General features: G+C 58.1%; 20 protein-coding genes. 11 read left to right on the top strand and 9 right to left on the bottom strand.

Annotation, left to right across the window (positions count from 1 at the left end):
• Positions 1-7 precede the first annotated feature (7 nt).
• Both IH404_RS21745 and IH404_RS21740 read left to right on the top strand, forming a co-directional pair.
• Positions 8-1,510: an amidase family protein gene (locus tag IH404_RS21745; protein WP_194440702.1), complete on the top strand. Its 1,503-nt coding sequence runs from the start codon at positions 8-10 to the stop codon at positions 1,508-1,510.
• Positions 1,511-1,606: 96 nt separating this feature from the next.
• Positions 1,607-2,164 carry an AAA family ATPase gene (locus IH404_RS21740; protein WP_005790655.1) on the top strand — a complete coding sequence of 186 codons (558 nt, stop codon included), beginning with the start codon at positions 1,607-1,609 and terminating at the stop codon, positions 2,162-2,164.
• Here the strand turns inward: IH404_RS21740 and IH404_RS21735 are convergent.
• The 6 genes from IH404_RS21735 to IH404_RS21710 form a co-directional block, all read right to left on the bottom strand.
• A complete protein-coding gene (locus tag IH404_RS21735) occupies positions 2,094-2,474 on the bottom strand; it encodes a helix-turn-helix transcriptional regulator (protein WP_032803685.1) in 381 nt (126 codons plus the stop codon). The two genes, IH404_RS21740 and IH404_RS21735, sit on opposite strands and share 71 nt — an antisense overlap.
• A gap of 106 nt (positions 2,475-2,580) precedes the next feature.
• The gene (locus IH404_RS21730) at positions 2,581-3,528 is read right to left on the bottom strand and encodes a hypothetical protein (RefSeq protein WP_194438996.1); all 948 of its coding nucleotides are present in this window, start codon (positions 3,526-3,528) and stop codon (positions 2,581-2,583) included.
• A gap of 251 nt (positions 3,529-3,779) precedes the next feature.
• Positions 3,780-4,427: an HAD-IB family hydrolase gene (locus IH404_RS21725; protein WP_032803684.1), complete on the bottom strand. Its 648-nt coding sequence runs from the start codon at positions 4,425-4,427 to the stop codon at positions 3,780-3,782.
• 8 nt (positions 4,428-4,435) lie between these two features.
• On the bottom strand, positions 4,436-4,630 hold the full coding sequence (locus IH404_RS21720; protein WP_087945261.1) for an HNH endonuclease: 195 nt from the start codon (positions 4,628-4,630) through the stop codon (positions 4,436-4,438).
• Between the two features lie 50 nt (positions 4,631-4,680).
• On the bottom strand, positions 4,681-5,931 hold the full coding sequence (locus IH404_RS21715; protein WP_005790649.1) for a ribonucleotide-diphosphate reductase subunit beta: 1,251 nt from the start codon (positions 5,929-5,931) through the stop codon (positions 4,681-4,683).
• Positions 5,932-6,504: 573 nt separating this feature from the next.
• Entirely contained in the window at positions 6,505-6,774 is a 270-nt protein-coding gene (locus tag IH404_RS21710; protein ID WP_032803681.1) for a DUF2790 domain-containing protein, read from the bottom strand.
• A 398-nt stretch (positions 6,775-7,172) separates the two neighbouring features.
• On the opposite strand from IH404_RS21710, the gene acs reads away from it, so the two are divergent.
• The 7 genes from acs (at position 7,173) to IH404_RS21675 (ending at position 15,179) form a co-directional block, all read left to right on the top strand.
• Complete coding sequence (gene acs, locus IH404_RS21705; RefSeq protein ID WP_005790645.1) at positions 7,173-9,128, top strand: acetate--CoA ligase; 1,956 nt, start codon at positions 7,173-7,175, stop codon at positions 9,126-9,128.
• A 656-nt stretch (positions 9,129-9,784) separates the two neighbouring features.
• Complete coding sequence (locus IH404_RS21700; RefSeq protein ID WP_005790643.1) at positions 9,785-10,570, top strand: ABC transporter substrate-binding protein; 786 nt, start codon at positions 9,785-9,787, stop codon at positions 10,568-10,570.
• A gap of 91 nt (positions 10,571-10,661) precedes the next feature.
• On the top strand, positions 10,662-11,351 hold the full coding sequence (locus IH404_RS21695; protein ID WP_003193627.1) for an ABC transporter permease: 690 nt from the start codon (positions 10,662-10,664) through the stop codon (positions 11,349-11,351).
• Positions 11,348-12,046 (top strand): ABC transporter permease, encoded by a 699-nt coding sequence (locus IH404_RS21690; RefSeq protein ID WP_005790641.1) that lies wholly within the window; start codon positions 11,348-11,350, stop codon positions 12,044-12,046. Before IH404_RS21695 ends, IH404_RS21690 begins: the two co-directional genes overlap by 4 nt.
• Before the next feature lies 1 nt (position 12,047).
• Positions 12,048-13,160, top strand: coding sequence for a succinylglutamate desuccinylase/aspartoacylase family protein (locus IH404_RS21685; RefSeq protein ID WP_005790639.1), 1,113 nt, complete (start codon positions 12,048-12,050; stop codon positions 13,158-13,160).
• A 27-nt stretch (positions 13,161-13,187) separates the two neighbouring features.
• A complete protein-coding gene (locus IH404_RS21680; protein ID WP_005790637.1) occupies positions 13,188-13,952 on the top strand; it encodes an ATP-binding cassette domain-containing protein in 765 nt (254 codons plus the stop codon).
• A gap of 246 nt (positions 13,953-14,198) precedes the next feature.
• Positions 14,199-15,179, top strand: a complete 981-nt coding sequence (locus IH404_RS21675; RefSeq protein WP_005790635.1) for a GlxA family transcriptional regulator — start codon at positions 14,199-14,201, stop codon at positions 15,177-15,179.
• 8 nt (positions 15,180-15,187) lie between these two features.
• On the opposite strand, the gene IH404_RS21670 is transcribed toward IH404_RS21675, so the two are convergent.
• From IH404_RS21670 to IH404_RS21665, 3 genes are all read right to left on the bottom strand, one after another.
• Positions 15,188-15,490 (bottom strand): leucine-rich repeat domain-containing protein, encoded by a 303-nt coding sequence (locus IH404_RS21670; RefSeq protein ID WP_005790633.1) that lies wholly within the window; start codon positions 15,488-15,490, stop codon positions 15,188-15,190.
• Complete coding sequence (locus IH404_RS28035) at positions 15,478-15,699, bottom strand: DUF6543 domain-containing protein (protein WP_320404197.1); 222 nt, start codon at positions 15,697-15,699, stop codon at positions 15,478-15,480. Before IH404_RS28035 ends, IH404_RS21670 begins: the two co-directional genes overlap by 13 nt.
• Before the next feature lie 79 nt (positions 15,700-15,778).
• The gene (locus tag IH404_RS21665; RefSeq protein ID WP_242462623.1) at positions 15,779-20,746 is read right to left on the bottom strand and encodes a leucine-rich repeat domain-containing protein; all 4,968 of its coding nucleotides are present in this window, start codon (positions 20,744-20,746) and stop codon (positions 15,779-15,781) included.
• Positions 20,747-21,172: 426 nt separating this feature from the next.
• Between IH404_RS21665 and IH404_RS21660 the strand changes: the two genes are divergently transcribed.
• Both IH404_RS21660 and aruF read left to right on the top strand, forming a co-directional pair.
• Entirely contained in the window at positions 21,173-22,393 is a 1,221-nt protein-coding gene (locus IH404_RS21660; RefSeq protein WP_005790630.1) for an aspartate aminotransferase family protein, read from the top strand.
• 128 nt (positions 22,394-22,521) lie between these two features.
• The gene (gene aruF, locus IH404_RS21655) at positions 22,522-23,541 is read left to right on the top strand and encodes an arginine/ornithine succinyltransferase subunit alpha (RefSeq protein ID WP_005790628.1); all 1,020 of its coding nucleotides are present in this window, start codon (positions 22,522-22,524) and stop codon (positions 23,539-23,541) included.
• The last annotated feature ends 20 nt before the right edge of the window (positions 23,542-23,561 follow it).

Raw genomic sequence — 23,561 nt, 5'->3', positions numbered from 1 at the left:
ATGTTTCATGTTTGGTATCGGCTCTGGTGTAAGTTTTTTTGTTAACTACTCGCATAACACTTTACCTGTTCAATCGTCGCCAGCGATTTCAAAACCGATCCCCGCCGGGACGGAATATGCCAGTGTGCGCGAACTGGCTGAGCAGATGTCGCGACCGGGGGGCATCACCTCGCAAGGGCTGGTCAATTATTTGCAGGAGCGCATTCGCACGCTGGATCCGCAACTGAGTTCTGTTATTGAACTCAACCCGCAAGCGCTTGAAAGCGCCCGCGCGCTGGACCAGGAACGGGCCAATGGCAAAGTGCGCGGACCACTGCACGGAATACCTGTCTTGCTCAAAGACACCATTGAAACCGCGGGCATGCAAACCAGCGCAGGTGCCTTTGCTCTGGTAGGGGAGGCGGCGTGTAAAAACGCTCCATTAGTTGAATACCTGATCAGCCAGGGCGCCGTGATTCTCGGTAAAACCAACATGACGGAGCTGGCCGGTTTTCGCGGCGCTCCCGATGGCTGGAGCACCCGCGGTGGTCAGACTCGCAACCCACATCATCCGGACGCGCAGGTGGGTGGTTCCAGTTCCGGCTCTGCCGCAGCCGTCGCCGCAGGGTTGGCACCCTTGGCGGTGGGGGCCGAAACCAACGGCTCGATCATCGTGCCCGCTGCATTCAATGGTGTGGTTGGGCTCAAGCCGAGCGTCGGTTTGTTGGACCGCAATGGCATTATCCCGGCTAGCCAGCACCAGGACACACCGGGCCCGATGGCACGGTCGGTGTTCGATGCGGCGCTGATGCTCAACGCCATGTCTGGCCGCGACCCTCACGATCCGGCGAGCGTGGGCGCTCCCGAAGGGGTTGATTACACGCAGCTATTGGTACCTGGTGCGTTGAAGGGCAAGCGTATTGGATATCCCGCGACGTTTTCTGCAAACGGTGAAGTTCAGGCTGTGGAAAATAGTGCGCAATTCAGCAAAGCACTGGAGGTGCTTGAGGCACAAGGGGCGGTTTTAGTGCCGATTAACCTGCGTATGGCAGATGAGTCACGCTATGAAGAACTGTTGTTATCGGATGTAAAGGAAGAGTTGAATGGCTATTTGGCCAAGCGCACGGGATTGCCAGTCAAGTCACTGGCTGAGCTGATCAAGTTCAACGAAGACCGTGACGGCACGGATACCGATCATCAGCCCCTGCTCAAGCAGATCAATGCCTCCACACTGGCGCCAGAACAGCGCGAAACGGCGTGGGAAAAACTGATCGAGGATTTTCGCAGCAGCGTGGATGAGCCGATCAAGAGTTACAAACTGGACGCCATAGTGTCGGATTTTGATACCAACAGTTACTTCGGCGTAGCAGCGGCCGGCTACCCAGGTATCACCGTGCCCTCCGGCACGAACGAAGACGGTTTACCCACGGCGGCCCACTTCTTCGGCACCCGTTGGAGCGAGCCCACGTTGTTGGCGGTGGCCCACGGATATGAGCAGGCCGCACAAACGGCAACCAAGCCTGGGCTTTGATCGGTCAGGTCATTTTGCGTCGCAAAAGGAGTGTCGGGCACTGAACCTGCCGGCCTGAAACTTCACGGTTTACACTCAATGCCATGGAGGGACGCCATGGCATACAGAATTCATATCCTCGGCGCAGCGGGCACCGGTTGCACTACCTTGGGCAAGGTATTGGCCGAGCACCTGAATATTGCCTGTTTCGACTCCGATTTCTATTACTGGCAGCAAACCCTCGAACCCTTTTCCATCTCCCGGCCCCGGGACGAACGCCTCCACCTGCTGCAGGAACACACCGCCGGCCATCAAGGCTGGGTATTGTCGGGGTCACTCTGCGGCTGGGGCGACGCGATGATCCCGCTATTCACCCATGTGGTGTTCCTGCGCGTGGAACCGCAAGTGCGCCTGCAACGCCTGCGTCTGCGAGAAGCGCAGCGCTACGGGGAGCAGATCCTGGAAGGTGGCAGCCGCCATCAAAACAGCGTCGCCTTTCTCACCTGGGCCGCACGCTACGATACTGGCAATCACAGCCTACGTAGCCTGCGTCGGCATGAAACCTGGTTGAAGCCGTTGAGCTGCCCGGTGATCCGGCTGGACGCTACGCACCATTCGGTTGAGGAGTTGGTGAATCAACTGACGCCGTTGTTGAACCCATCAACCGAGAAATGAGGCCTGGTGCTGTGGGCTCGGCGGTTACGGTGTCAAACCGGCGTACACTCATGCCCCACCCCGGCGCAAACCCCGGGAAGAACACCAGCCCTTGCGCCTCCAGGCAAAACGCCAGGATCAAGCGGGTTTCATCGTCGACTTCGCCGTGGGCCTCCAATTGTTGAATCGCCTCTACCGCCACGCCCGCCTGGCGAGCCAGATGTTCGCGGCTCCAGCCCAGCATAACGCGAGCCTGTGCGCAGTGTTTGGCGGTGAATTGGTGCAGCACGATCTGCTGTTCTACGAAAGAGCTCATTGCCAGAGAGGACATGGGGGTTCTCCAGGTTCGACGGGGGAGGCGCAACTATACTGTGTTTTTGTACAGTTGTTTATACCGCTCATCATCTGGATTTTTTCGTCGCGGTTTCAACGCCCGGTTATTCCATCCCCGACGCCTCCCGGATAATCAGGTGATCCAGGTTCTCGATATTCGCACTGAATACCCCGAACGTTTGCTCGGGGTTTTTCTTGCTGGGCACCTGCTTGAGTTCCGGTGTCACTCCGTAGAAGAAACAATACAGCGGTCGCTCGCTGCTGGCCGCCGCCTTGATCTGCTCCAGGAAAACCGTGCGCTTGCGGTAGCTTTCGATGAGCTTTTTGCTCAGGTATACATTGACTGAATAGGGCTTTTTATCGAGCCACACCTTCTTTTCGAAGTCGATGCGAAAGCTGCTTGTGTAGTCTTTGATTTCCTTGATCTTGCCCCAGTAGATCAGGCCCTTGTTGTCTTGCAGGTATTCGATTTTCTTGAAGAACGACCAGTAAGTCGCCGCGTGCTCACCAATCTTCAAGGGCATGGCCTTGAGCTTGTCCTTGTCATCGATGTTCGACACATAGCATTCCACCGGATGGGCGAACACACTGGTTTTGTCCGGGGTTGTGTCGCTGCTGACATGGGATTTCTCAACGCGATTTGAAGGCGTTTTCGTTGGCTCTTGTGGGGCGCCTCCATCGATGCCGGCAGCAGGTGTTTTACGTTCGTACTGACGGCGTGTCAGTACCAATTCCGATGGGAAGTTGTCCTCGCGCTCGTCGTCACTTTCACCGGTCGCAGTCTTTTGGCTGCTGGCATAGCGACAGCCTTCGATATGCCGGGTGCCGGGTTTGTTCTTGAAGTGTGGGGTGCGCAGGTAATTGACGTTCTTGGCGTTGAAGGTGCTCAACACATTGCCGGCATCGAACGCTGCGCGGCACGCGTCGTTGGGGCAGAGGAAGCGGTCCTTGTCGGAATCGAAGTCGGTGGTTTCGTCGAAATTCAGCTCTCGTACGTCATAGATCGACAACTTGTCATCGAGAGCCAGGCTGTAGGCCGTGTCGAATTTCATGGGCATCGGTCCGTGGGGATTTGGCTATTAATAGCCGGATCCTGTGTAAATATCAGCAAGAACCTGCAACGCGTCGTCCGCTCAAGAAGCCTGACGGTAAAAGCGTCTGCAACGGCTCTCGGCGTAGGCCTCAAAACCACGACGTAAACACCATTCCACTGAGATGCACGGATCAAATGTGGGAGCTGTCGAGCCCCAGCGAGGCTGCGATGGGATCGACTTTGTTCCCAGTCGATTCCCACCCACCCGCATCACCGCTGCAACCGAGCCCGCTTTTTCTTCTTCGCATGAAAGTGCCGAAAATGCGCATCCTGCGCCGCCGCCAACAATTCCCTATCCCCCCGCGTATCGCCCCAGGCCCGCAGCCGATACTCGCCCAAATCCCCATACACCGCCTCAAGCCGCAGTACCTTGTTCTCACAACGGCAATTATTCCCGGTGAGCTTGCCGGTCAACACCCCGTCGACCACCTCAAGCTCAGTCCCAATCAACTTGATCCCAAGGCGATTGGCAAACGGCTGCAACACCAACGCCGGCGACGCCGAACACAGCGTCACCACCGCCCCTGAGCCCAACTCCTGCTCCACCGACAACACCCCCGCCGGGCGCATCAACCGCGCCCAATTGCGCTGGCAATACTCCTCGGCCTTCTGTTGCACCCACGTCTTCTCAACACCGGTCATAAAGGTGCGGATCAACTGCGCCTTCAACTCATCCCGGCTGATCTGCCGCACCAAAAAGCGCAGCCCAGGCACTGCCAGCTTGACCATCCGGCCATAAAACTCACCGGGGCCAAAGGCAAACTTGAGGAAGGGCACGAAACTGTCGTGGTGGGTGAGGGTGCCGTCGAAGTCAAAGACGGAAAGTACTTTGGCGTCTGCGGGGCCGGCTTCGAGCATTTCTGGGTTCACGGGTTGGCCTCGGTCCTATCTAATAGTTTTAAGCGTGCATCAGCTGTGACAGCAGGAGTCTGCTCCCGTGCCCGATGAGAACACTGATGGCAATTGCGGCACAAGGCTACAGCATTGGTGATGCGATCCGAACCCTTCTGGGCAAGGTGCTTGACGCGATATGCTTCAAAAAGTGGCAATTCACCGTGCATAAAAAAGCCCTGAACAAGTCAGGGCTTCATCGTGTTGCTTGGCTTAGGGATCAATCCCAGCTCAGCGCGCCGCCGGTCTGGTACTCGATCACACGGGTCTCGAAGAAGTTTTTCTCTTTCTTCAAGTCCATGATCTCGCTCATCCACGGGAACGGGTTGGTGGTGCCTGGGTACTCTTCCTTCAAGCCAATCTGCGACAGGCGACGGTTGGCGATGAACTTGAGGTAATCCTCCATCATCGCCGCGTTCATACCCAGAACACCGCGAGGCATGGTGTCGCGCGCATATTCAATCTCCAGCTGCGTGCCCTGCAAAATCATCTGGGTCGCTTCTTCCTTCATCTCGGCATCCCACAAGTGCGGGTTTTCGATTTTGATCTGGTTGATCACATCGATACCGAAGTTCAGGTGCATCGACTCATCGCGCAGGATGTACTGGAACTGCTCGGCCACGCCAGTCATCTTGTTGCGACGACCCATGGACAGGATCTGGGTGAAGCCGCAGTAGAAGAAGATGCCTTCCAGTACGCAGTAGTAGGCGACCAGGTTACGCAGCAGTTCCTTGTCGGTCTCGACGGTGCCGGTTTCGAACTTCGGATCGGAGATCGAGCGGGTGTACTTGAGGCCCCAGGCTGCCTTTTTGGCGACCGATGGAATCTCGTGGTACATGTTGAAGATCTCGCCTTCATCCATGGCCAGCGATTCGATGCAGTACTGGTAGGCGTGGGTGTGGATCGCTTCTTCGAAGGCCTGGCGCAGGATGTACTGGCGGCACTCCGGGTTGGTGATCAGGCGGTACACGGCCAGCACCAGGTTATTGGCGACCAGGGAGTCGGCGGTGGAGAAGAAGCCCAGATTGCGCATGACGATGCGGCGTTCGTCGTCGGTCAGGCCTTCGGGGTTTTTCCACAGGGCGATGTCGGCGGTCATGTTGACCTCTTGCGGCATCCAGTGGTTGGCGCAGCCGTCGAGGTATTTCTGCCAGGCCCAGTCGTACTTGAAAGGCACGAGTTGGTTGAGGTCGGCGCGGCAGTTGATCATGCGCTTTTCGTCAACGGCGACGCGGGCGGCGGAGCCTTCCAGCTCGGCGAGGCCTTCGGCGACGTCGAGTTTGTCCAGGGCGGCCTTGGCGCGCACGATGGCGGCCGAATCACTGGCGGTGACGGCGCGGGCTTCGATGGCGGCAGCGGCGCCGGCACCGTCGAGGCGGTCCATGTTGGCTTCGGTGGCGTGGCCGGCGTTGGCGCCTTTGGTGGCTACTTCGCCTTCTTCTTCTTTGTCGAATTCGTCCCAGCTCAGCATGACGTGTCGTCTCCTGCGTGAGGGCTCAAAGGTGCCCGTGTGAAACCGGATGGTTGGGTGTTCACACGGCCCTTGGGCCGCGGTGGATCTTAAGGAATCGTTTGTTGCAGCTAGCGCACGCATTAAACGGAATAGGGCTACGGGTGCTCTGCGTGAGGCTTGAGGTGCGCAGCGGTAGGTGCAAGCTCGCGCGGGATGCCTCAGGTCTGGCTCTTCGTCCCAGTGTAAAGGGATATTGCAGGCCCGATTTACCCGCGCATTATAGGGAAAAATTTGGGTTTGTGTTGCGGCGGATGGTCACTTGAGCGCGCCAAAATGACGTGGTTTTCGGCCAGAGCGAGTGTTTGCAAGGCTTTGCTGGGGATGGAAATTTCTGGCGGGTGTTGGGAGAAATTTTATGGGGAGGGGAGGGAGCAGGTGAGAAGGGCTGTATGGGACGTCGTGGCTGAAACCGCCATCGCAGGCAAGCCAGCTCCCACATTTGATTTGCGGTGTATTCGAGGTGGGTTCTTGGCCGCAAGATTGATTTCTTGCGGCGACCAAGATCCGGGTTGAATCTAAATAACCAAGTTGTTATCCGTTAGAGCAACCATTGCCCATCACTTGATAGTTGAGGATGTGTCGTTGACCTTGGGAGTCTTCATATTCCATCTTTACCGGAACAACTTCACAGACTTCCGGAATACTGCTCATGGACAATACTTTAGCCACATCCAAGTGAGTGCTGTAGGTGTAATCCTCAACAATCGGGGCGTTGTGGCCGGCCAGCTCAGTCGGGGCTTCGTCGGCCAGGGCGGCGGTTGCGCACAAGCTGCTGAGGGCCATAACTAATAGAGCTTTCATTTCTTCATTACCTTCTTCAGGGCGAAAGGGGGCACGGGGCCCTTGTGAGGCCGCGTGTGTAACTTAAAAGTTGGGAAGTTCGGATTAACGTGCCTTCGTGGGGGCTGTTACGTTGTTAATCACAGTGCCTTGGTTGGCGGAAGTGATTCTAAGCCTGCGCGTTATATTCATATACCCGTGCTTTTGATAAACACCTTTGGCGGTTTTTGTAACAATCGGTCGATCAAAGTTTTTTCAGTTACCCGCAACTCACCGCAGACCGCGGGCCAGAGCAGCAAGCAGGCATAGCAGGGCAATTTGTAGGGTCTTGTTACTACCATCGTCGAATGGTTCTATAGGTCCACCCCGGCTACAACAGGGGCCATACAACAACAACTATTGTCACCGAGGTAAGAAAGATGAGTGCGGCTTCCCTGTACCCTGTTCGCCCCGAAGTAGCAGCCAACACGCTGACCGACGAGGCGACCTACAAGGCCATGTACCAGCAGTCGGTGGTCAACCCCGATGGCTTCTGGCGTGAGCAAGCCAAGCGCCTTGACTGGGTCAAGCCTTTCACCGCGGTGAAGCAGACCTCGTTCGACGACCACCATGTCGACATCAAATGGTTTGCCGATGGCACCTTGAACGTTTCCTACAACTGCCTGGACCGTCACCTTGCCGAACGTGGTGACCAGATCGCGATCATCTGGGAGGGCGATGACCCCGCCGAGAGCCGCAATATCACCTACCGCGAGCTGCATGAGGAAGTCTGCAAGTTCGCCAACGCCTTGCGTGGCCAGGATGTGCACCGCGGTGACGTGGTGACTATCTATATGCCGATGATTCCCGAAGCCGTGGTCGCCATGTTGGCCTGTACCCGCATCGGTGCGATCCATTCGGTGGTGTTCGGCGGTTTTTCCCCGGAAGCCCTGGCCGGTCGCATTATCGACTGTAAGTCGAAAGTGGTGATCACCGCTGACGAAGGCATCCGCGCCGGTAAGAAGATTCCGCTTAAGGCTAACGTCGACGACGCCCTGACCAACCCGGAAACCAGCAGCATCCAGAAGGTTATCGTGTGCAAGCGCACCAATGGCGCGATCAAGTGGAACCAGCATCGCGACATCTGGTACGAAGACTTGATGAAAGTGGCGGGCACCGTGTGTGCGCCAAAAGAGATGGGCGCCGAAGAAGCGCTATTCATCCTCTACACCTCCGGTTCCACCGGCAAGCCTAAAGGCGTGCAGCACACCACCGGCGGCTACTTGCTGTATGCCGCCCTGACCCACGAGCGTGTGTTCGACTACCGCCCGGGCGAAATCTACTGGTGCACCGCGGATGTCGGCTGGGTCACCGGCCATACCTATATCGTCTACGGCCCGTTGGCCAATGGCGCGACTACGCTGCTGTTCGAAGGCGTGCCGAACTACCCGGACATCACCCGGGTGGCGAAGATCGTCGACAAGCACAAGGTCAACATCCTCTACACCGCACCCACTGCGATCCGCGCCATGATGGCCTCCGGCACTGCCGCCTGCGAAGGCGCCGACGGCAGCAGCCTGCGCCTGCTCGGTTCGGTGGGCGAGCCGATCAACCCGGAAGCCTGGGACTGGTACTACAAGAATGTCGGCCAATCCCGATGCCCGATTGTCGATACCTGGTGGCAGACTGAAACCGGCGCGACCCTGATGAGCCCATTGCCGGGCGCCCACGCGCTCAAGCCAGGCTCGGCCGCGCGGCCCTTCTTTGGTGTAGTGCCGGCGCTGGTGGACAACCTCGGTAACATTATTGAAGGCGCTGCCGAAGGCAATCTGGTGATCCTCGATTCGTGGCCTGGCCAGGCGCGTACCCTGTACGGCGACCATGACCGTTTTGTCGATACCTATTTCAAGACCTTCCGCGGCATGTACTTCACTGGCGATGGCGCCCGTCGCGATGAAGATGGCTACTGGTGGATCACCGGTCGTGTGGATGACGTGTTGAACGTGTCCGGCCACCGCATGGGCACTGCCGAGATTGAAAGCGCCATGGTTGCCCACCCTAAAGTCGCCGAAGCGGCGGTGGTGGGTGTGCCGCACGACATCAAGGGGCAGGGCATCTATGTGTATGTCACGCTCAAGAATGGCGAAGAGCCCAACGAAGCGCTGCGCCTGGAGCTGAAAAACTGGGTGCGCAAGGAAATCGGCCCGATTGCTTCACCGGATGTGATCCAGTGGGCGCCGGGGCTGCCTAAGACACGGTCGGGGAAAATCATGCGCCGCATTTTGCGCAAGATCGCTACGGCTGAATACGATGGGCTGGGGGATATTTCCACCCTGGCGGATCCAAGTGTGGTGGCGCATTTGATTGAGACGCACAAGACCATGAACGTCGCGTAAGCGCGGATAGTCAAATAAAGCCCCATCCGGTTTAAGCCGGATGGGGCTTTTCTACGGGATCTAACAATCACCAGATATCCAGTGGGAGGGGGCTTGCTCCCGATAGCATCAGGTCTGTGCCAAATATACTGGCTGACCCGCCGCTATCGGGAGCAAGCCCCCTCCCACATTTGGAGCGCACTTCAACCACCAAGCCAATAAATATCGGTTTTTGCTGTGGGACGTTTCAGAATGTTACCGGCTGGTGCAAATGTGTAACCCCGCCCCCAAACCTGAGGCAATGGACCACGCTCGCGCCCCTGAAAACCGCGTTTTAGACCCCCTGATAAATTAGATTAAACGCCACACTTGCCGTGCTAGAAGGGTTTGCGAATAATAGGCCCGCAATTTGCAGCATCATCAGGTTTAATATCTTTTGTCTCTGCATAAAACTCAGAGGCTGTCAATGAGCTGGAACCGCTTTCTCAGTGCTTCTGTAAATAGTTGTCGCATTGAGGAAATATCGGCTTCCGGCCTGTCGTTAGAATGCCGATCACTCGCTCGTCGTCGCAGGTGTTGCCCGCGCAGGACGCAGCCCCGCTATTCGGTTACACCTTCGCGCATCGTGGGCCATGGCTCATACTGCTGTTTTTGCCCTATACCGATGGAGTCCCAAGATGAAGAAACTCGTGCTGTTGGGCGCCCTGGCGCTGTCCGTGCTGTCCATGCAGGCTTTCGCCGAAGGCAAGCCACTGAAAATTGGTATCGAAGCGGCTTACCCTCCATTTGCTTCGAAGGCACCGGACGGCAGCATCGTCGGGTTTGACTACGACATCGGCAATGCGCTGTGCAAGCAGATGGACGTCAAGTGCACTTGGGTCGAGCAAGAGTTCGACGGCCTGATCCCTGCGCTGAAAGTGCGCAAGATCGACGCGATCCTGTCGTCCATGTCCATCACCGAGGACCGCAAGAAGTCCGTGGACTTCACCACTCGCTACTACCTGTCCCCAGCGCGTCTGGTGATGAAGGAAGGCACCACCGTCAGCGACAGCCTGGATGAGTTGAAGGGCAAGAAGATCGGTGTGCAGCGCGGTTCGATCCACGACCGTTTCGCCCGTGAAGTCCTGGCGCCAAAAGGTGCGGATATCAAGGGTTACAGCACCCAGAACGAAATCTACCTGGACGTGGCCGCCGGTCGTCTCGACGGTACCGTGGCTGACGCTACCCTGCTGCAGGACGGCTTCCTGAAAACCGACGCCGGCAAAGGCTACGCGTTTGTAGGCCCGTCGTTCACCGAAGCCAAATACTTCGGCGACGGTATTGGTATCGCAGTGCGCAAAGGCGACAAGGAAAACCTTGACCGCATCAACGCAGCGATTACCGCGATCCGTGCCAACGGCGAATACAAGAAAATCCAAGACAAATACTTCGATTTCGATATTTACGGCGCTGATGCCAAGTAAATAGTCGCAGCTGTCTGTCCGAAATGGCGCAAGCACCAGTCATCCTGAAGTTTGCGCCATTTTTTCATCCCCCTTTTCGAGGACCTGAATCATGTTGAAAGGCTACGGGGCCGTTATCCTCGATGGCGCATGGTTGACGCTTCAGCTCGCCTTGTCGTCCATGGCCTTGGCCATTGTTCTGGGTCTGATCGGGGTCGCGTTACGCCTGTCGCCGGTGCGCTGGTTGGCCTGGCTGGGTGACCTGTACTCCACGGTGATCCGCGGGATCCCCGACCTGGTGCTGATTTTGCTGATTTTCTATGGCGGCCAGGACTTGCTCAACCGCGTCGCGCCGCTATTGGGCTTTGACGACTATATCGACTTGAACCCCTTGGCCGCCGGTATTGGCACATTGGGTTTCATCTTTGGCGCCTACCTTTCGGAAACTTTCCGTGGCGCCTTCATGGCCATTCCCAAGGGCCAGGCTGAAGCCGGCCTGGCGTATGGCATGAGCAGCTTCCAGGTGTTTTTCCGGGTGATGGTGCCGCAGATGATTCGGCTGGCGATCCCCGGGTTTACCAACAACTGGCTGGTATTGACCAAGGCCACCGCGCTGATTTCGGTGGTGGGTTTGCAAGACATGATGTTCAAGGCCAAGCAGGCGGCAGATGCCACCCGCGAACCTTTTACCTTCTTCCTCGCAGTGGCGGCGATGTACCTGGTGATCACCAGCGTGTCGTTGCTGGCCTTGCGTTACCTTGAGAAGCGCTACTCGGTAGGCGTAAGGGCGGCTGATCTATGATCTTCGACTACAACGTCATCTGGGAGGCCATGCCGCTGTACCTTGGCGGCCTGCTGACCACCCTGAAACTGCTCGCCATCTCGCTGTTCTTCGGCCTGCTTGCGGCCTTGCCCCTGGGCTTGATGCGGGTGTCCAAGCAGCCGGTCGTCAATGGTGTGGCCTGGCTCTACACCTATGTGATCCGCGGCACGCCGATGCTGGTGCAGCTGTTTTTGATCTACTACGGCCTGGCCCAGTTCGAAGTGGTGCGCGAGAGCTTCCTGTGGCCGCTGCTGTCCAGCGCGACGTTCTGTGCGTGCCTGGCGTTTGCGATCAACACCAGCGCCTACACCGCCGAGATTATCGCCGGCAGCCTCAAGGCCACGCCTAACGGTGAGATCGAGGCGGCCAAGGCCATGGGCATGTCGCGCTACAAGCTATACCGCCGCATCCTGTTGCCGTCGGCCCTGCGTCGTGCGCTGCCGCAGTACAGCAACGAAGTGATCATGATGCTGCAGACCACCAGCCTGGCGTCCATCGTCACGCTGATCGACATCACCGGTGCCGCGCGTACGGTCAATGCCCAGTATTACCTGCCGTTCGAAGCCTATATCACCGCCGGCGTGTTCTACCTGTGCCTGACCTTCATTCTGGTGCGCCTGTTCAAGTTGGCCGAGCGCCGCTGGCTGAGCTATCTGGCTCCACGGAAGCACTGATATGGAACGTATCGATCATCTGCTGCCCTGGGGGCACCTGGGCTGTGAGCGCCAACTGAGCGTATTTCGCTTCGGCAGCGGCGAGCGCAAGGCCTATATCCAGGCCAGCCTGCACGCTGATGAGTTGCCGGGTATGCGTGCCGCATGGGAACTGAAAAAACGCCTCACCGAGCTGGAACAGCAGGGCGCCCTCAACGGCGTGATCGAGCTGGTGCCGGTGGCCAACCCGATGGGCCTTGGCCAGCTGTTGCAAGGCAGCCACCAGGGGCGTTTCGAAGTGGGCAGCGGCAAGAACTTCAATCGCGACTTCGTTGAGTTGAGCGAGCCGGTCGCTGCATTGCTGCAAGACAAACTGAGCGATGACCCGCACGCCAATGTGCGCATGATTCGCCAGGCCATGAGCGATACGCTCACCGCCTTGCCCGAGCCGAGCAGCCAGTTGCAAGGCATGCAGCGCATTCTGCTGAGCCATGCCTGCACCGCCGATGTAGTGCTGGACCTGCATTGCGATGCCGAAGCCGCGCTGCACATGTACGCTTTGCCGCAGCACTGGCCGCAGTGGCGGTCGCTGTCAGCGCATTTGAATGTGCAGGTCGGCCTGCTGGCGGAAGATTCCGGCGGCAGTTCGTTTGACGAGGCGTGCTCGTTGCCGTGGTTGCGTTTGTCGCGCCTGTTCCCCGAGGCGCAGATTCCGCTGGCCTGTCTGGCGACAACGCTGGAATTGGGCGGCCAGGCCGACACAGGCCGTGATGAAGCGATCTTCCACGCCGAAGGCATTCTGGCATTCCTCGCCGAACAGGGCTTGATCAGGGGCCAATGGCCCGCACCGCAACATGAACCTTGTGAAGGCATGCCCTTCGAAGGCACCGAGTTGCTGTTCGCCCCCCATGCCGGAGTGATCAGTTACCTGCGTAAAGCTGGCGACTGGGTAGAAACCGGCGACGAGATTTTTGAAGTGATTGACCCCCTGACCGACCGCGTAAGCACCATTTGTGCGGGCACCTCGGGGGTGTTGTTTGCCGTTGAACGGCTACGTTATGCCCAAGCGGGTTTCTGGCTGGCCAAGGTGGCGGGGCGCGAAGCGCTGCGTCACGGGCGCTTGCTCAACGACTGACCACCTGTTTTTGTGAGAACCGACCGCATGTACAAGCTTGAAGTCCAAGACCTGCATAAACGCTATGGCAGTCATGAAGTGCTCAAAGGTGTGTCCTTGGCCGCAGCGGCCGGTGATGTGATCAGCATCATCGGTTCCAGCGGTTCGGGCAAAAGTACCTTTTTGCGCTGCATCAACCTGCTGGAGCAGCCCCACGCCGGCAAGATTCTGCTCAATAACGAAGAGCTGAAACTGGTGGCCAACAAGGATGGCGCCATGAAGGCTGCCGACCCCAAGCAACTGCAACGTATGCGTTCACGCCTGTCCATGGTGTTCCAGCATTTCAACCTGTGGTCGCATATGACCGCGCTTGAAAACGTGATGGAAGCCCCGGTGCACGTGCTGGGCATGTCGAAGAAAGAAGCCCGTGAAAAGGCCGAGCATTACCTGGCCAAGGTCGGCGTGGGCCATCGTAAGGACGCGTTCCCGGGCCACATGTCCGGTGGCGAACAGCAGCGTGTGGCGATTGCCCGTGCGCTGGCGATGGAGCCCGAGGTAATGCTGTTCGATGAGCCTACTTCGGCGCTGGATCCGGAGCTGGTGGGCGAAGTGCTCAAGGTCATGCAGGACCTGGCCCAGGAAGGCCGCACCATGGTAGTGGTGACCCACGAAATGGGCTTTGCCCGTGAAGTGTCGAACCAGTTGGTGTTTTTGCACAAAGGCATTGTTGAAGAGCGTGGTAATCCGCGGGAAGTGCTGGTGAACCCGCAGTCCGAACGGTTGCAGCAGTTCCTCTCTGGCAGTTTGAAATAGTCAAGGCTGCTTTTGTGCACCGGGATAGTGCATGCTCCGCAGTCTTGAGGTTAGCCCCGATCTCCTGTGGGAGCTGGCTTGCCTGCGATAGCGATGCATCAGTCAATGATGTGTTAACTGACCCACCGTCATCGCAGGCAAGCCAGCTCCCACTTTTGATCTCTGTTTGTTTTGGGATTTGTAGTTGATTACGGGCTAGCATTGGCCCACGGCTTCTTTCACTGTTTTCGCTCCGGATAGCACTCCATGACCGCCCACAAAATTGGTTTCCTGATTTGGCCCAGCACAAAAGCACTCACGCTTGCGCTGGCTGAGGAGGCCTTGCGCGTTGCTCAGCGGGTGCATCCGGATGTGGTCTACGAGTTGTCTTTTCTGCAGGCCGAGCCGCAAACCGAGGGGGCCTGGCAGTTGCCGGGCGAGCCGTGGGCCGGCAAGTTGGAAGGCTTTCAGAAACTGTTCCTGTTGGCGGATGAACCGCCTACCGTCATCGCGTCGCAGCTCAGCACTGCGCTCAAGCAGCTGGTTCGGGCTGGGTGCGTGATCGGTGGGTTATCGGCGGGTGTGTACCCGTTGGCCCAGCTTGGTCTGTTGGATGGTTATCGCGCTGCCGTGCATTGGCGCTGGCAGGACGATTTTGCCGAGCGCTTCCCCAAGGTCATCGCCACCAGCCATTTGTTCGACTGGGACCGTGATCGCCTGACCGCTTGTGGCGGCATGTCGGTACTCGACCTGCTGCTGGCGGTGCTGGCCCGCGATCACGGCGCGGAGTTGGCCGGTGCTGTGTCCGAGGAATTGGTGGTGGAGCGCATCCGCGAAGGCGGTGAGCGCCAACGTATTCCACTGCAAAACCGCCTGGGCTCCAGCCATCCCAAGCTGACCCAGGCGGTGCTGTTGATGGAAGCCAATATCGAAGAGCCGCTGACCACCGACGAGATCGCCCAGCACGTGTGCGTGTCGCGACGACAACTGGAACGGATCTTCAAGCAATACCTCAATCGCGTCCCCAGCCAGTACTACCTGGAACTGCGCCTGAACAAGGCGCGCCAGATGTTGATGCAAACCAGCAAGTCGATCATCCAGATCGGCCTGTCGTGCGGCTTCTCCTCGGGGCCGCATTTCTCCAGCGCTTACCGCAATTTCTTTGGCGCCACGCCGCGCGAAGACCGCAACCAGCGGCGCAGCAGCAGCCCCTTCGAGTTGTCGTCGGTGCCCTCAGAGCGCGGCTGATTAAACAGTTAGTCTTCTTCTGGTACTGGCAGAGCTGCTACCAGCGGCGTGCCTTGGGAGTCCACGGTGGCGGCCGCGACCTGGAAGTCCACACCTGTGCGTTGGTAGTACTGACGCAAGCGCTCCATGCTTTGCGCCGACAGTGGGTTGCCGCTCAAGTCGCTGTCGCCATTGAAGGTTGCTGACGTCTCCAGCAAGTCCTGTGGTATCTCCCGGATCGCGTTATTGCTCAGGTCCAGCGTTTGCAGTTGATCCAGGCCAAATACGCCCTCTGGAACTTCGCTCAGTGCCGCGTTGCTCAGATACAGCACAGCCAATTTTTGTGTTCGAAGTTATGCAAGGCGGCGTCAAGCAGCGAGACGGTCCAGGTACGTGTGGCGCCCGAACGTATCGGGAACCATGGGATGTTGAGGGCAATACACAGGCGCAAATAGGTGGCCTCGACATCCAGCTCCAGGCCGAAGTTGGCTTTCAGGGCCTGTTCAAGCAGAGGCGTGGCGAACGCCTTGACGTCCTGCAGGCATTTGTAATGCCTGGTCTACCGTATTTGCGCATTCCAGTGGGCGCCCGTCAGGCGCTTGAGTGCGGTTGAGCATTTTCTATTCATCCCCCTCTTCTTCGGACGGAGTGTCGTCGAGTGTTGGAGGGGGCTGTCGGGCTTCAGGCACGCCAAAGTCCACGGCCGTACGACGGTAGTAACGGCGCAGTTTGGCTATCGTTTCTGGCAAGAAGGGGTTGCCGCTGAGATTGAAGCCGTCAGCCATGTCCGCGTCTAATTCAAACAGGTCGTCGGGAAGCTCGGTCATTCGGTTGTTGCTCAAGTTCAGGGCATCGAGCCGTGGCAGGTTGAACAGCTGGTGAGGGGGCTCGGTAAGGCCGGCGTTTTCGATCATCAAGGTTTCTAACCTGGACATTTTGCTGACGTCGGGGGCGATTCCCAAGTTGGGGTTGTGACTCAGAACCAGGTATTCAAGATTGTGCAGGTCGCTCAATTCTGCGGCGCTCGTTGGTGTCAATCGGATATTGCTTTGCGTCAGGTTGAGTGCCTTTAGCTTCGGTAATTTGAATACGCCCGGGGGAATGTCTTGCAATGTATACCGGTGGATAAACAGGCTCTCCAGGTTGGGAAAACGTTCGAGAAATCCCTCGGGGATTGATGTGGTGTCCTCTCCCTCGAGTTCCAGCTTTGAAATATGGTCGAAATTGGCCCTCGGTACCGGTAGATCGCCGAGCAGTGGCGTCGTTAATTTCATTTGATGGAAGTTTGCCGGTGGCACATGTGCTAAATCCTGGCTGGTTTCCCGTCGCCAGCCTTCCTCCAGTAACGTCTTGAACTGGTCTCGAAGGATTTGTTGTCGTGCCCGAGTGTCCTCGTCCAGGGGGGCGCCCGAGTGCTGTTCAGGGACGTTTGCCACCCATTCTCCCAAGCCTGCTTGCAGGCTCTCGTAGTCTGCTTTCAGGCGTACAAGTATTGCCATTGAGTCATCCAGGCCACCGGGCAGCCGGTAAATAAAGTTGTTGGCCTTATCGACGGTGAAGGTGGGGTAGAGCGCCTGGGCCAGCGAACGTTCGGTAGGAAGGGCGTCTGCACCAAAATGTTCGCTGGTCCTCTGGCAATAGCTTTTGATGTGCTCCCGTGCCGTGCGGGAGAGTTCATTGCCTGACAAATTAATCGTTCTGGCGGTTGCTTTGGACACGTTGAAGAGGTTGGCGGGCAGTCTGCTCAAGTAGTTGTTGCTGAGGTTGGCACTCGTCAAAAGAGGGCGACCGATCAAGCCTTCGGGGATCAGGGAGATGTTGGTGTGGCTCAGGTTCAGCGTCTGCAAGTTGGCCATGCGCCTAAGGTCGGGGCTGAGTGACAGTTGGGGGTTGTTAGAGAGGTCCAGATGTCGAAGCCCGGTCAATGTGGCAAGGTCTGCACGGTTTTGAGCGGTCAGGTTGAGGTTGCAATTGCGCATCGTCAGGCTGTTGAGATGGGGAAGCCCTATGACCTCAGAGGGGATTGTGTTGAGGGCAATATCGCTAATCTCCAGCGTGCGCAGGTTGGGGAAGTGAGTCAGGAAGTCGGGTGCGCCTCGGGTGGTGTGGTAGCCCGCCAGTTTCAGGTTGGAAATGTGAATGAAGCGCATATTCAGTGTCGGGAGCTCGCCATATACGGCGTCGAGCTGCAATAGGTGGCCTTCTCTGAAGCCAGGGTCCGGGGGCAGTTCATGACGCCAGGCGCTGATCAGCTGGCGTGTCCATTCCCCGCGAATGAGTTGCTCATCCGCGATTCTCGAGGGAGGGAGTGGGACTTGGGTATCAATAAGGGTTTGCGGGGTGTTGAAATACCAGGCCGAAAGGCGATTTTCGAACTGTGAAAACTCCATCTTCATGGATTGAAGCGTTCGTAGGGGAGAGCCGGGCAGAGTTCGCAGGAAGTTCAGTGCACCGCTCACTTGTGTCGGGAGCAGGCGGGGGTATAGCTCATGTAATAACTGAGCCTCCAGGCTGTTACCTGGGGTTGCCGGGGTGGCACCGTAGCCCTCCATGCCGCCGGGCAGGCGCATCAGCGTCGGGTCGTAAAAGGGTTTGCGCACGGGGTGCTCGGCCAGCAGCGCGCCAAGCGCTTCACGCGTCAATGTGTGCTGACGCAAGGTTTGCCTCAGCAGCGGGCCTTGGCCGATATGAATGCCCAGTGCATCGCGCTGCGCGTCAGGCAGCGCCTGGAGGACGGCAGTGTAGAAGTCGGTTTCTCCAAACAGGGTGCCCTTGCCGTCTTCGGGGATGTAACCACCGTCGACAGCCACGAGAATGCGTTGGATCGGCGCTTGGGGGCTACCGATAGCATCTCGTACCTCGCCGGTACGGCTGAAATCGGTGACTACCAGGCGTACCTGTGGCGACCATCCCGGCAGGTTTTCCAGCGAATGCAGGGCGAGTCGATGTGTATCGCTGCTTTGCAGGGCGTCCATGTACAGCCCTTCATGGGCCCGGCTGATTCGCGCCTCATGGGCGGCCCAGCGTGCGCGATCAATCACCGGTCTGGGCACGCGGCCTTGATCGATATCCAGCAGCTCTTGGCCGGTGGCGCCGCGTAATACTTCTTCGGCAACACTCGTTGGCAGGCCATCGGTGGTGTCGATGATTTTTTGCAGGCGTGCGTTATCGGTTGTTTCAGCTTTTCGATAGCGCGAGTCAAACATGGAGGCACGTTTGTCTTGGGCTTGGCGTGCCAAGCGTTTGCGCAGTGTGGCGGTGCGCACGTGCATTTGGGGAGTAGTGCCGAACTCTTCCTCAAGCAAGGTTTTGCGCTCTGACTCGTCCAAGGTTTCCAGCAGGGTTTTCAGCAGGTCGCCATTGTGCATCTGGGCTTCGTGTATTTGCGCCACGGCGGCGTTTTCCCGGCCTTTATGCTCCCAGACAGTTTCACCTTTTGCATTGAGAAACCGCAGCGTCTTGGATTCGGGCCACAGATGGGTCTGGCTCAGTAGCCACAATTGGGTCTGGGGGTCGGCTTTTTGATAAACCAGGGGGGCGTCACTGTTCATCTGGTCGATGAAGTCTTGTAACTGCTCATCAATCTTTATGCGCTTGAGTGTGTCTACCAGCAGTGGGGGCGGCGGTTGGCGGTCCATGTACGTTTTGCGCAGGACGCCTTCGTCGGTTCCGCTGATGCGATAGGCTTGTTCAAGGCCCGCCTCACTGATGGTGTCGGCCGGCGGGCCGAGGCGGCGCAGCAGGGTGGTGCGATCCCACGTCAGTGGGCGATCCAGTGGTGTCAGCCAGGCGCCCTTGCCATTGCCGATTATCTGCGGACGGTAGGCATGCGCACGGGTGGGATGCGCAAGGTAGGCGTTGCCCGACTGTTGCTCGACAGAAAAATGCAGCCCATCGAGTGGCAGGATCTGTTTGTCTTCATGGGCATGCAATCCCTGCGGGTCGGGGCGTGACCCGGCGACGAGTTGAATGTCATGGGCGTAGGGCGCCAGATCTGGCTTCCACAGGCGGGTTTTGCCGGTGGTGGTGACCGGCAGGAGCGAGTCAAAAAAGTCCCACACCTCCTTCGGTAGCGCCTGTCGCAGCAGGTCTCTGGCAATTGGTATGCCGACCACAAACATGCCCAGTTGAATCATTTGTTCAAGGAAAGACATCAGATGCCCGAATGCCTGCTTCTTGAGCCCTTCGGCCCAATCGATGATGCCTTCGAAAGCATCATCGAGCATTTGATAGGCGGTATAGCCGAGCATCGCCAACCCCAGCGGTGGAATGAAGGGCGCGGCGATGAACGCGGCGATTTCAAGAATGGCTTCACCGATTTTTTGCGCAATACCCCAGCGCTTCCATCGTGCGTTGCTATCGGCGTCGGCGGTGGGTATAGCTGTCACCCGTGCGTCATTGAGCAGTTTGTTGAGCTTGTTCTCATACAGATGCTCGTACAGGTCGCCAGTGATTTTTGTCGCGTAAAATTGCAGGTTGGGTTTGGTCACCGGCTCGTCGCGCCAGGTGGGGCGTGGGTCGCCGGCGACCTGCTCGTGCCACACCACTTCTGACAAGCGGTTGTTGAGGTCGGCGAAGAAGTAGCCTCGATGTTCATGGTTGACGAAACGGCTGAAAAACGCCTGGTAGTCGGCGCTGCGCAGCTTGTTTGCCAGGTCCTGCATGAATATTGTGCCGTTGGCGTAATACTTGAGGGGGGACTGCGGATCGCCGGGAATATAGGCCACCACCGGGACTGCGCTTCGGTGTAACTCCAGGTCGGGGGCGAGCAGTGCAATGCCGGTCAGTGGCGCGTTCATCAGGCTAAGGTCATGGCTGAGCAGCGTTTTGCCATCGAGCTCGCCGTTAAAGTCTTTTAGAAAGCGGCTAAGTGTATAAAAGTCCGGGCGTGTCACATCCTTTTTCAGAAGTGCCATCTGAAGGCTGGCTTGCGCTTCGGCTTTCAGGCTTTTGATGACCTTATCGCGCAACCGGGCTTTGAGAACGGCGTCGTTGAACCCGAAAAACTGCTTCAGGTAGCTTTGATATTCCTTGCCGATATCCAGCTTGCGGCACAGCTCGATGAATTGCGCGATGCTGATTTTGTCGCGCATCTGAGGCAGCGTGTCGAACGGTCCAGTGAGGGACGATTGGGTGATGCCGTTCGACTTTGCAGTACACGCCGTTGTTTCGCTGTCCGGGGTCAGAGTGTCGGGCTGCTCTGTGACGGGCGATTGGATGAGGTAGGTCGACTCTGTGGTATGCGCCGCTGGTTTGCTTTCATCCGCATCGAAGTTGTGCAGCGCCGCCTCCACCAGTGACACGGTCCAGGAGTCGGCGCCCGTCTCGATGGGGAGCCCGGGCAGGGTCCGAGGGGTATACAGGCGCAGATAGGTGGTGCTGACATCGGACTCAACGCCAAACTGCTTTTTGAGGGCTTGTTGCAGTAACGGGGCCGCAAATGCTTGCGGCGACTTGAGCGTTGCCAGGGCCGCATCGACTTGGTTTTGCGCCTCCCAACTGGTCTGCACTGCATTTTTGAGGGGCGCATGTTGCGAGCGATCGGCTTCGCCATACCAATCGGCGAATTCAAGCTTGATGTTTTTCAAGGCTTGGCGCTTATCGCATGAGGCGTTTCCAAGCCATTTCGGAAGGTTGGTGTAGGCCCCGGCGGGCACTCTGCGTGCTGCATCTGTAAGGGCTAGGTTGATAGGCGTTAACGTAGGTGTGTGCACGTGGCTGATCCTTCAGTGAATAACGTCACCGTCATCACAGCAAGCTTGAGGGGCACAAAGGTCACAGATAGTTAAGGGCGTGAGGAAAAATCAGCGCGTCGTACCTCTGCCTCTCAAATGGCGCAGCGTTTACACTGCGCCATTGCGACGCAATATGTCGCATTGCCGTAAACCCGCGTAAAACCGGGGTTGGCGCTATAAGAAGTTGTCGCTTGGCGACAAGGTGGCGCTGAAAACTGTCCTTACAATCCCTGCATCGCCCGCCAGTTCCAGGCAGGCGTTCCTCTTCAGGAGACTCCGATGTCCGTTGAGCAAGCCCCGGTGCAACGTGCCGATTTCGACCAAGTAATGGTGCCTAACTATGCACCTGCCGCCTTTATCCCTGTGCGTGGCCAAGGTTCGCGCGTGTGGGATCAAGCAGGTCGTGAGCTGATCGACTTTGCCGGCGGCATCGCGGTCAACGTATTGGGCCACGCCCACCCGGCGCTGGTCGGTGCACTGACTGAACAGGCCAACAAGTTGTGGCATGTGTCCAACGTCTTCACCAATGAGCCGGCCCTGCGCCTGGCCCATAAGCTGATCGACGCAACCTTTGCCGAGCGTGTGTTCTTCTGCAACTCCGGCGCTGAAGCCAACGAGGCCGCGTTCAAGCTGGCCCGTCGTGTGGCCTTTGACCGTTTCGGCAGCGAGAAATACGAGATCATCGCCGCGCTGAACAGCTTCCACGGCCGTACCCTGTTCACCGTCAACGTCGGCGGCCAGTCCAAGTACTCCGATGGTTTCGGGCCTAAAATCACCGGCATCACCCACGTTCCTTATAACGACCTGGCAGCGCTGAAAGCTGCTGTGTCGGGCAAGACCTGCGCCGTGGTGCTGGAACCGATCCAGGGCGAAGGCGGTGTACTGCCGGCTGAACTGGCTTACCTGCAAGGTGCCCGCGAACTGTGCGACGCGAACGATGCGCTGCTGGTGTTCGACGAAGTGCAAACCGGCATGGGCCGCAGCGGCCACCTGTTTGCCTACCAGCATTACGGTGTGACGCCGGACATCCTCACCAGCGCCAAGAGCCTGGGCGGCGGTTTCCCGATTGCGGCGATGCTTACCCGTGAAGACTTGGCCAAGCACCTGGTGGTCGGCACCCACGGCACCACCTACGGCGGCAACCCGCTGGCGTGCGCAGTGGCCGAAGCGGTGATCGACGTGATCAACACGCCAGAAGTGTTGGCCGGTGTTAACGCCAAGCATGACGTGTTCAAGGCGCGCCTGGAGCAGATCGGCAAGCAATACGGCATCTTCACCGAGGTGCGTGGCATGGGCCTGTTGATCGGTTGCGTGCTCAGCGATGCCTTCAAAGGCAAGGCCAAGGACGTGTTCAACGCGGCCGAAAAAGAGAACCTGATGATCCTGCAAGCTGGCCCGGACGTGGTGCGTTTTGCGCCGAGCCTGGTAGTGGAAGAGGCGGACATCAACGAAGGCCTGGATCGTTTTGAGCGTGCTGTGAAGACGTTGACCCAAGCCTGATACAAATCTATCTGCCGGACCGGATCAAATGTGCGAGGGGGCTTGCCCCCTCCCACATTAGGAACAGTGTTGTTCCTGACCTGTCCGGTATTTTTTTCCATGAGTTTTTCGAGTTAAGGAGTAACACCATGCTGGTGATGCGCCCCGCGCAAATGGCTGATCTGGGCGAGGTACAGCGTCTGGCTGCAGACAGCCCGATTGGTGTTACTTCCTTGCCGGACGATGTTGAACGCCTGAGCGACAAGATCGCCGCCAGCGAAGCTTCTTTCGCGGCCGAGGTAAGCTTCAACGGTGAAGAGAGCTATTTCTTCGTGCTCGAAGACACCGATACCGGCAAGCTCGCCGGCTGCTCGGCCATCGTTGCTTCAGCCGGCTACTCCGAACCGTTCTACAGTTTCCGTAACGAAACCTTCGTGCACGCCTCCCGAGAGCTGAAGATCCATAACAAGATCCACGTGCTTTCCCAGTGCCATGACCTGACCGGTAACAGCCTGCTCACCAGTTTCTACGTGGTGCCGGAATTGGTCGGATCGCCCTGGTCGGAACTCAACTCCCGTGGCCGCCTGTTGTTCGTTGCCAGCCACCCCGAGCGCTTTGCCGATTCGGTGGTAACCGAGATTGTCGGCTACAGCGACGAAAACGGTGATTCGCCGTTCTGGGACGCCATCGGTCGCAACTTCTTCGACCTCAACTATGCCGCCGCCGAGCGCCTGTGCGGGCTGAAAAGCCGCACCTTCCTCGCCGAGCTGATGCCGCATTACCCGATCTACGTGCCGCTGTTGCCGGACGAAGCCCAGGAAGCCATGGGCCAGGTGCACCCGCGTGCGCAGATCACCTTCGACATCCTGATGCGCGAAGGTTTCGAGACCGACCACTACATCGACATCTTCGACGGTGGCCCAACGCTGCACGCACGGGTTTCGGGTATTCGCTCGATCGCCCAGAGCCGCGTGGTACCGGTGAAGATCGGCGAGATGGTCAAGGGCGTCGGTCGCCAGTACCTGGTGAGTAACGCGCAGTTGCAGGATTACCGCGCGGTGATGCTGGAGCTGGACTATGCGCCAGGCAAGCCAGTAACCCTGGACCTGGCGGCGGCCGAAGCCCTGGGCGTTGGCGAAGGCGCGAGCGTGCGTTTGGTAGCGGTATAAAAACAGAGTTTCGCGGGTGG

The sequence above is a fragment of the Pseudomonas sp. OST1909 genome (assembly GCF_015277575.1).
In the GTDB taxonomy this organism is placed as follows: Bacteria; Pseudomonadota; Gammaproteobacteria; order Pseudomonadales; family Pseudomonadaceae; genus Aquipseudomonas; species Aquipseudomonas synxantha_A.
The sequence above is the reverse complement of the archived record's forward strand: the minus strand, read 5'-3'. Positions and strand labels throughout refer to the sequence as shown.

Excerpts from the sequence above, each read along its gene's own strand:
- IH404_RS21710 (WP_032803681.1), bottom strand. The coding sequence starts at position 6,774 with ATGAAAGCTCTATTAGTTATGGCCCTCAGCAGCTTGTGCGCAACCGCC.
- IH404_RS21735 (WP_032803685.1), bottom strand. The coding sequence starts at position 2,474 with ATGTCCTCTCTGGCAATGAGCTCTTTCGTAGAACAGCAGATCGTGCTG.
- IH404_RS21745 (WP_194440702.1), top strand. The coding sequence starts at position 8 with ATGTTTGGTATCGGCTCTGGTGTAAGTTTTTTTGTTAACTACTCGCAT.
- IH404_RS21680 (WP_005790637.1), top strand. The coding sequence starts at position 13,188 with ATGTACAAGCTTGAAGTCCAAGACCTGCATAAACGCTATGGCAGTCAT.
- IH404_RS21700 (WP_005790643.1), top strand. The coding sequence starts at position 9,785 with ATGAAGAAACTCGTGCTGTTGGGCGCCCTGGCGCTGTCCGTGCTGTCC.
- IH404_RS21675 (WP_005790635.1), top strand. The coding sequence starts at position 14,199 with ATGACCGCCCACAAAATTGGTTTCCTGATTTGGCCCAGCACAAAAGCA.
- IH404_RS21690 (WP_005790641.1), top strand. The coding sequence starts at position 11,348 with ATGATCTTCGACTACAACGTCATCTGGGAGGCCATGCCGCTGTACCTT.
- IH404_RS21685 (WP_005790639.1), top strand. The coding sequence starts at position 12,048 with ATGGAACGTATCGATCATCTGCTGCCCTGGGGGCACCTGGGCTGTGAG.
- IH404_RS21720 (WP_087945261.1), bottom strand. The coding sequence starts at position 4,630 with ATGCACGGTGAATTGCCACTTTTTGAAGCATATCGCGTCAAGCACCTT.
- IH404_RS21695 (WP_003193627.1), top strand. The coding sequence starts at position 10,662 with ATGTTGAAAGGCTACGGGGCCGTTATCCTCGATGGCGCATGGTTGACG.
- IH404_RS21725 (WP_032803684.1), bottom strand. The coding sequence starts at position 4,427 with ATGCTCGAAGCCGGCCCCGCAGACGCCAAAGTACTTTCCGTCTTTGAC.
- IH404_RS21740 (WP_005790655.1), top strand. The coding sequence starts at position 1,607 with ATGGCATACAGAATTCATATCCTCGGCGCAGCGGGCACCGGTTGCACT.
- IH404_RS21715 (WP_005790649.1), bottom strand. The coding sequence starts at position 5,931 with ATGCTGAGCTGGGACGAATTCGACAAAGAAGAAGAAGGCGAAGTAGCC.
- aruF (WP_005790628.1), top strand. The coding sequence starts at position 22,522 with ATGCTGGTGATGCGCCCCGCGCAAATGGCTGATCTGGGCGAGGTACAG.
- acs (WP_005790645.1), top strand. The coding sequence starts at position 7,173 with ATGAGTGCGGCTTCCCTGTACCCTGTTCGCCCCGAAGTAGCAGCCAAC.
- IH404_RS21660 (WP_005790630.1), top strand. The coding sequence starts at position 21,173 with ATGTCCGTTGAGCAAGCCCCGGTGCAACGTGCCGATTTCGACCAAGTA.
- IH404_RS21730 (WP_194438996.1), bottom strand. The coding sequence starts at position 3,528 with ATGAAATTCGACACGGCCTACAGCCTGGCTCTCGATGACAAGTTGTCG.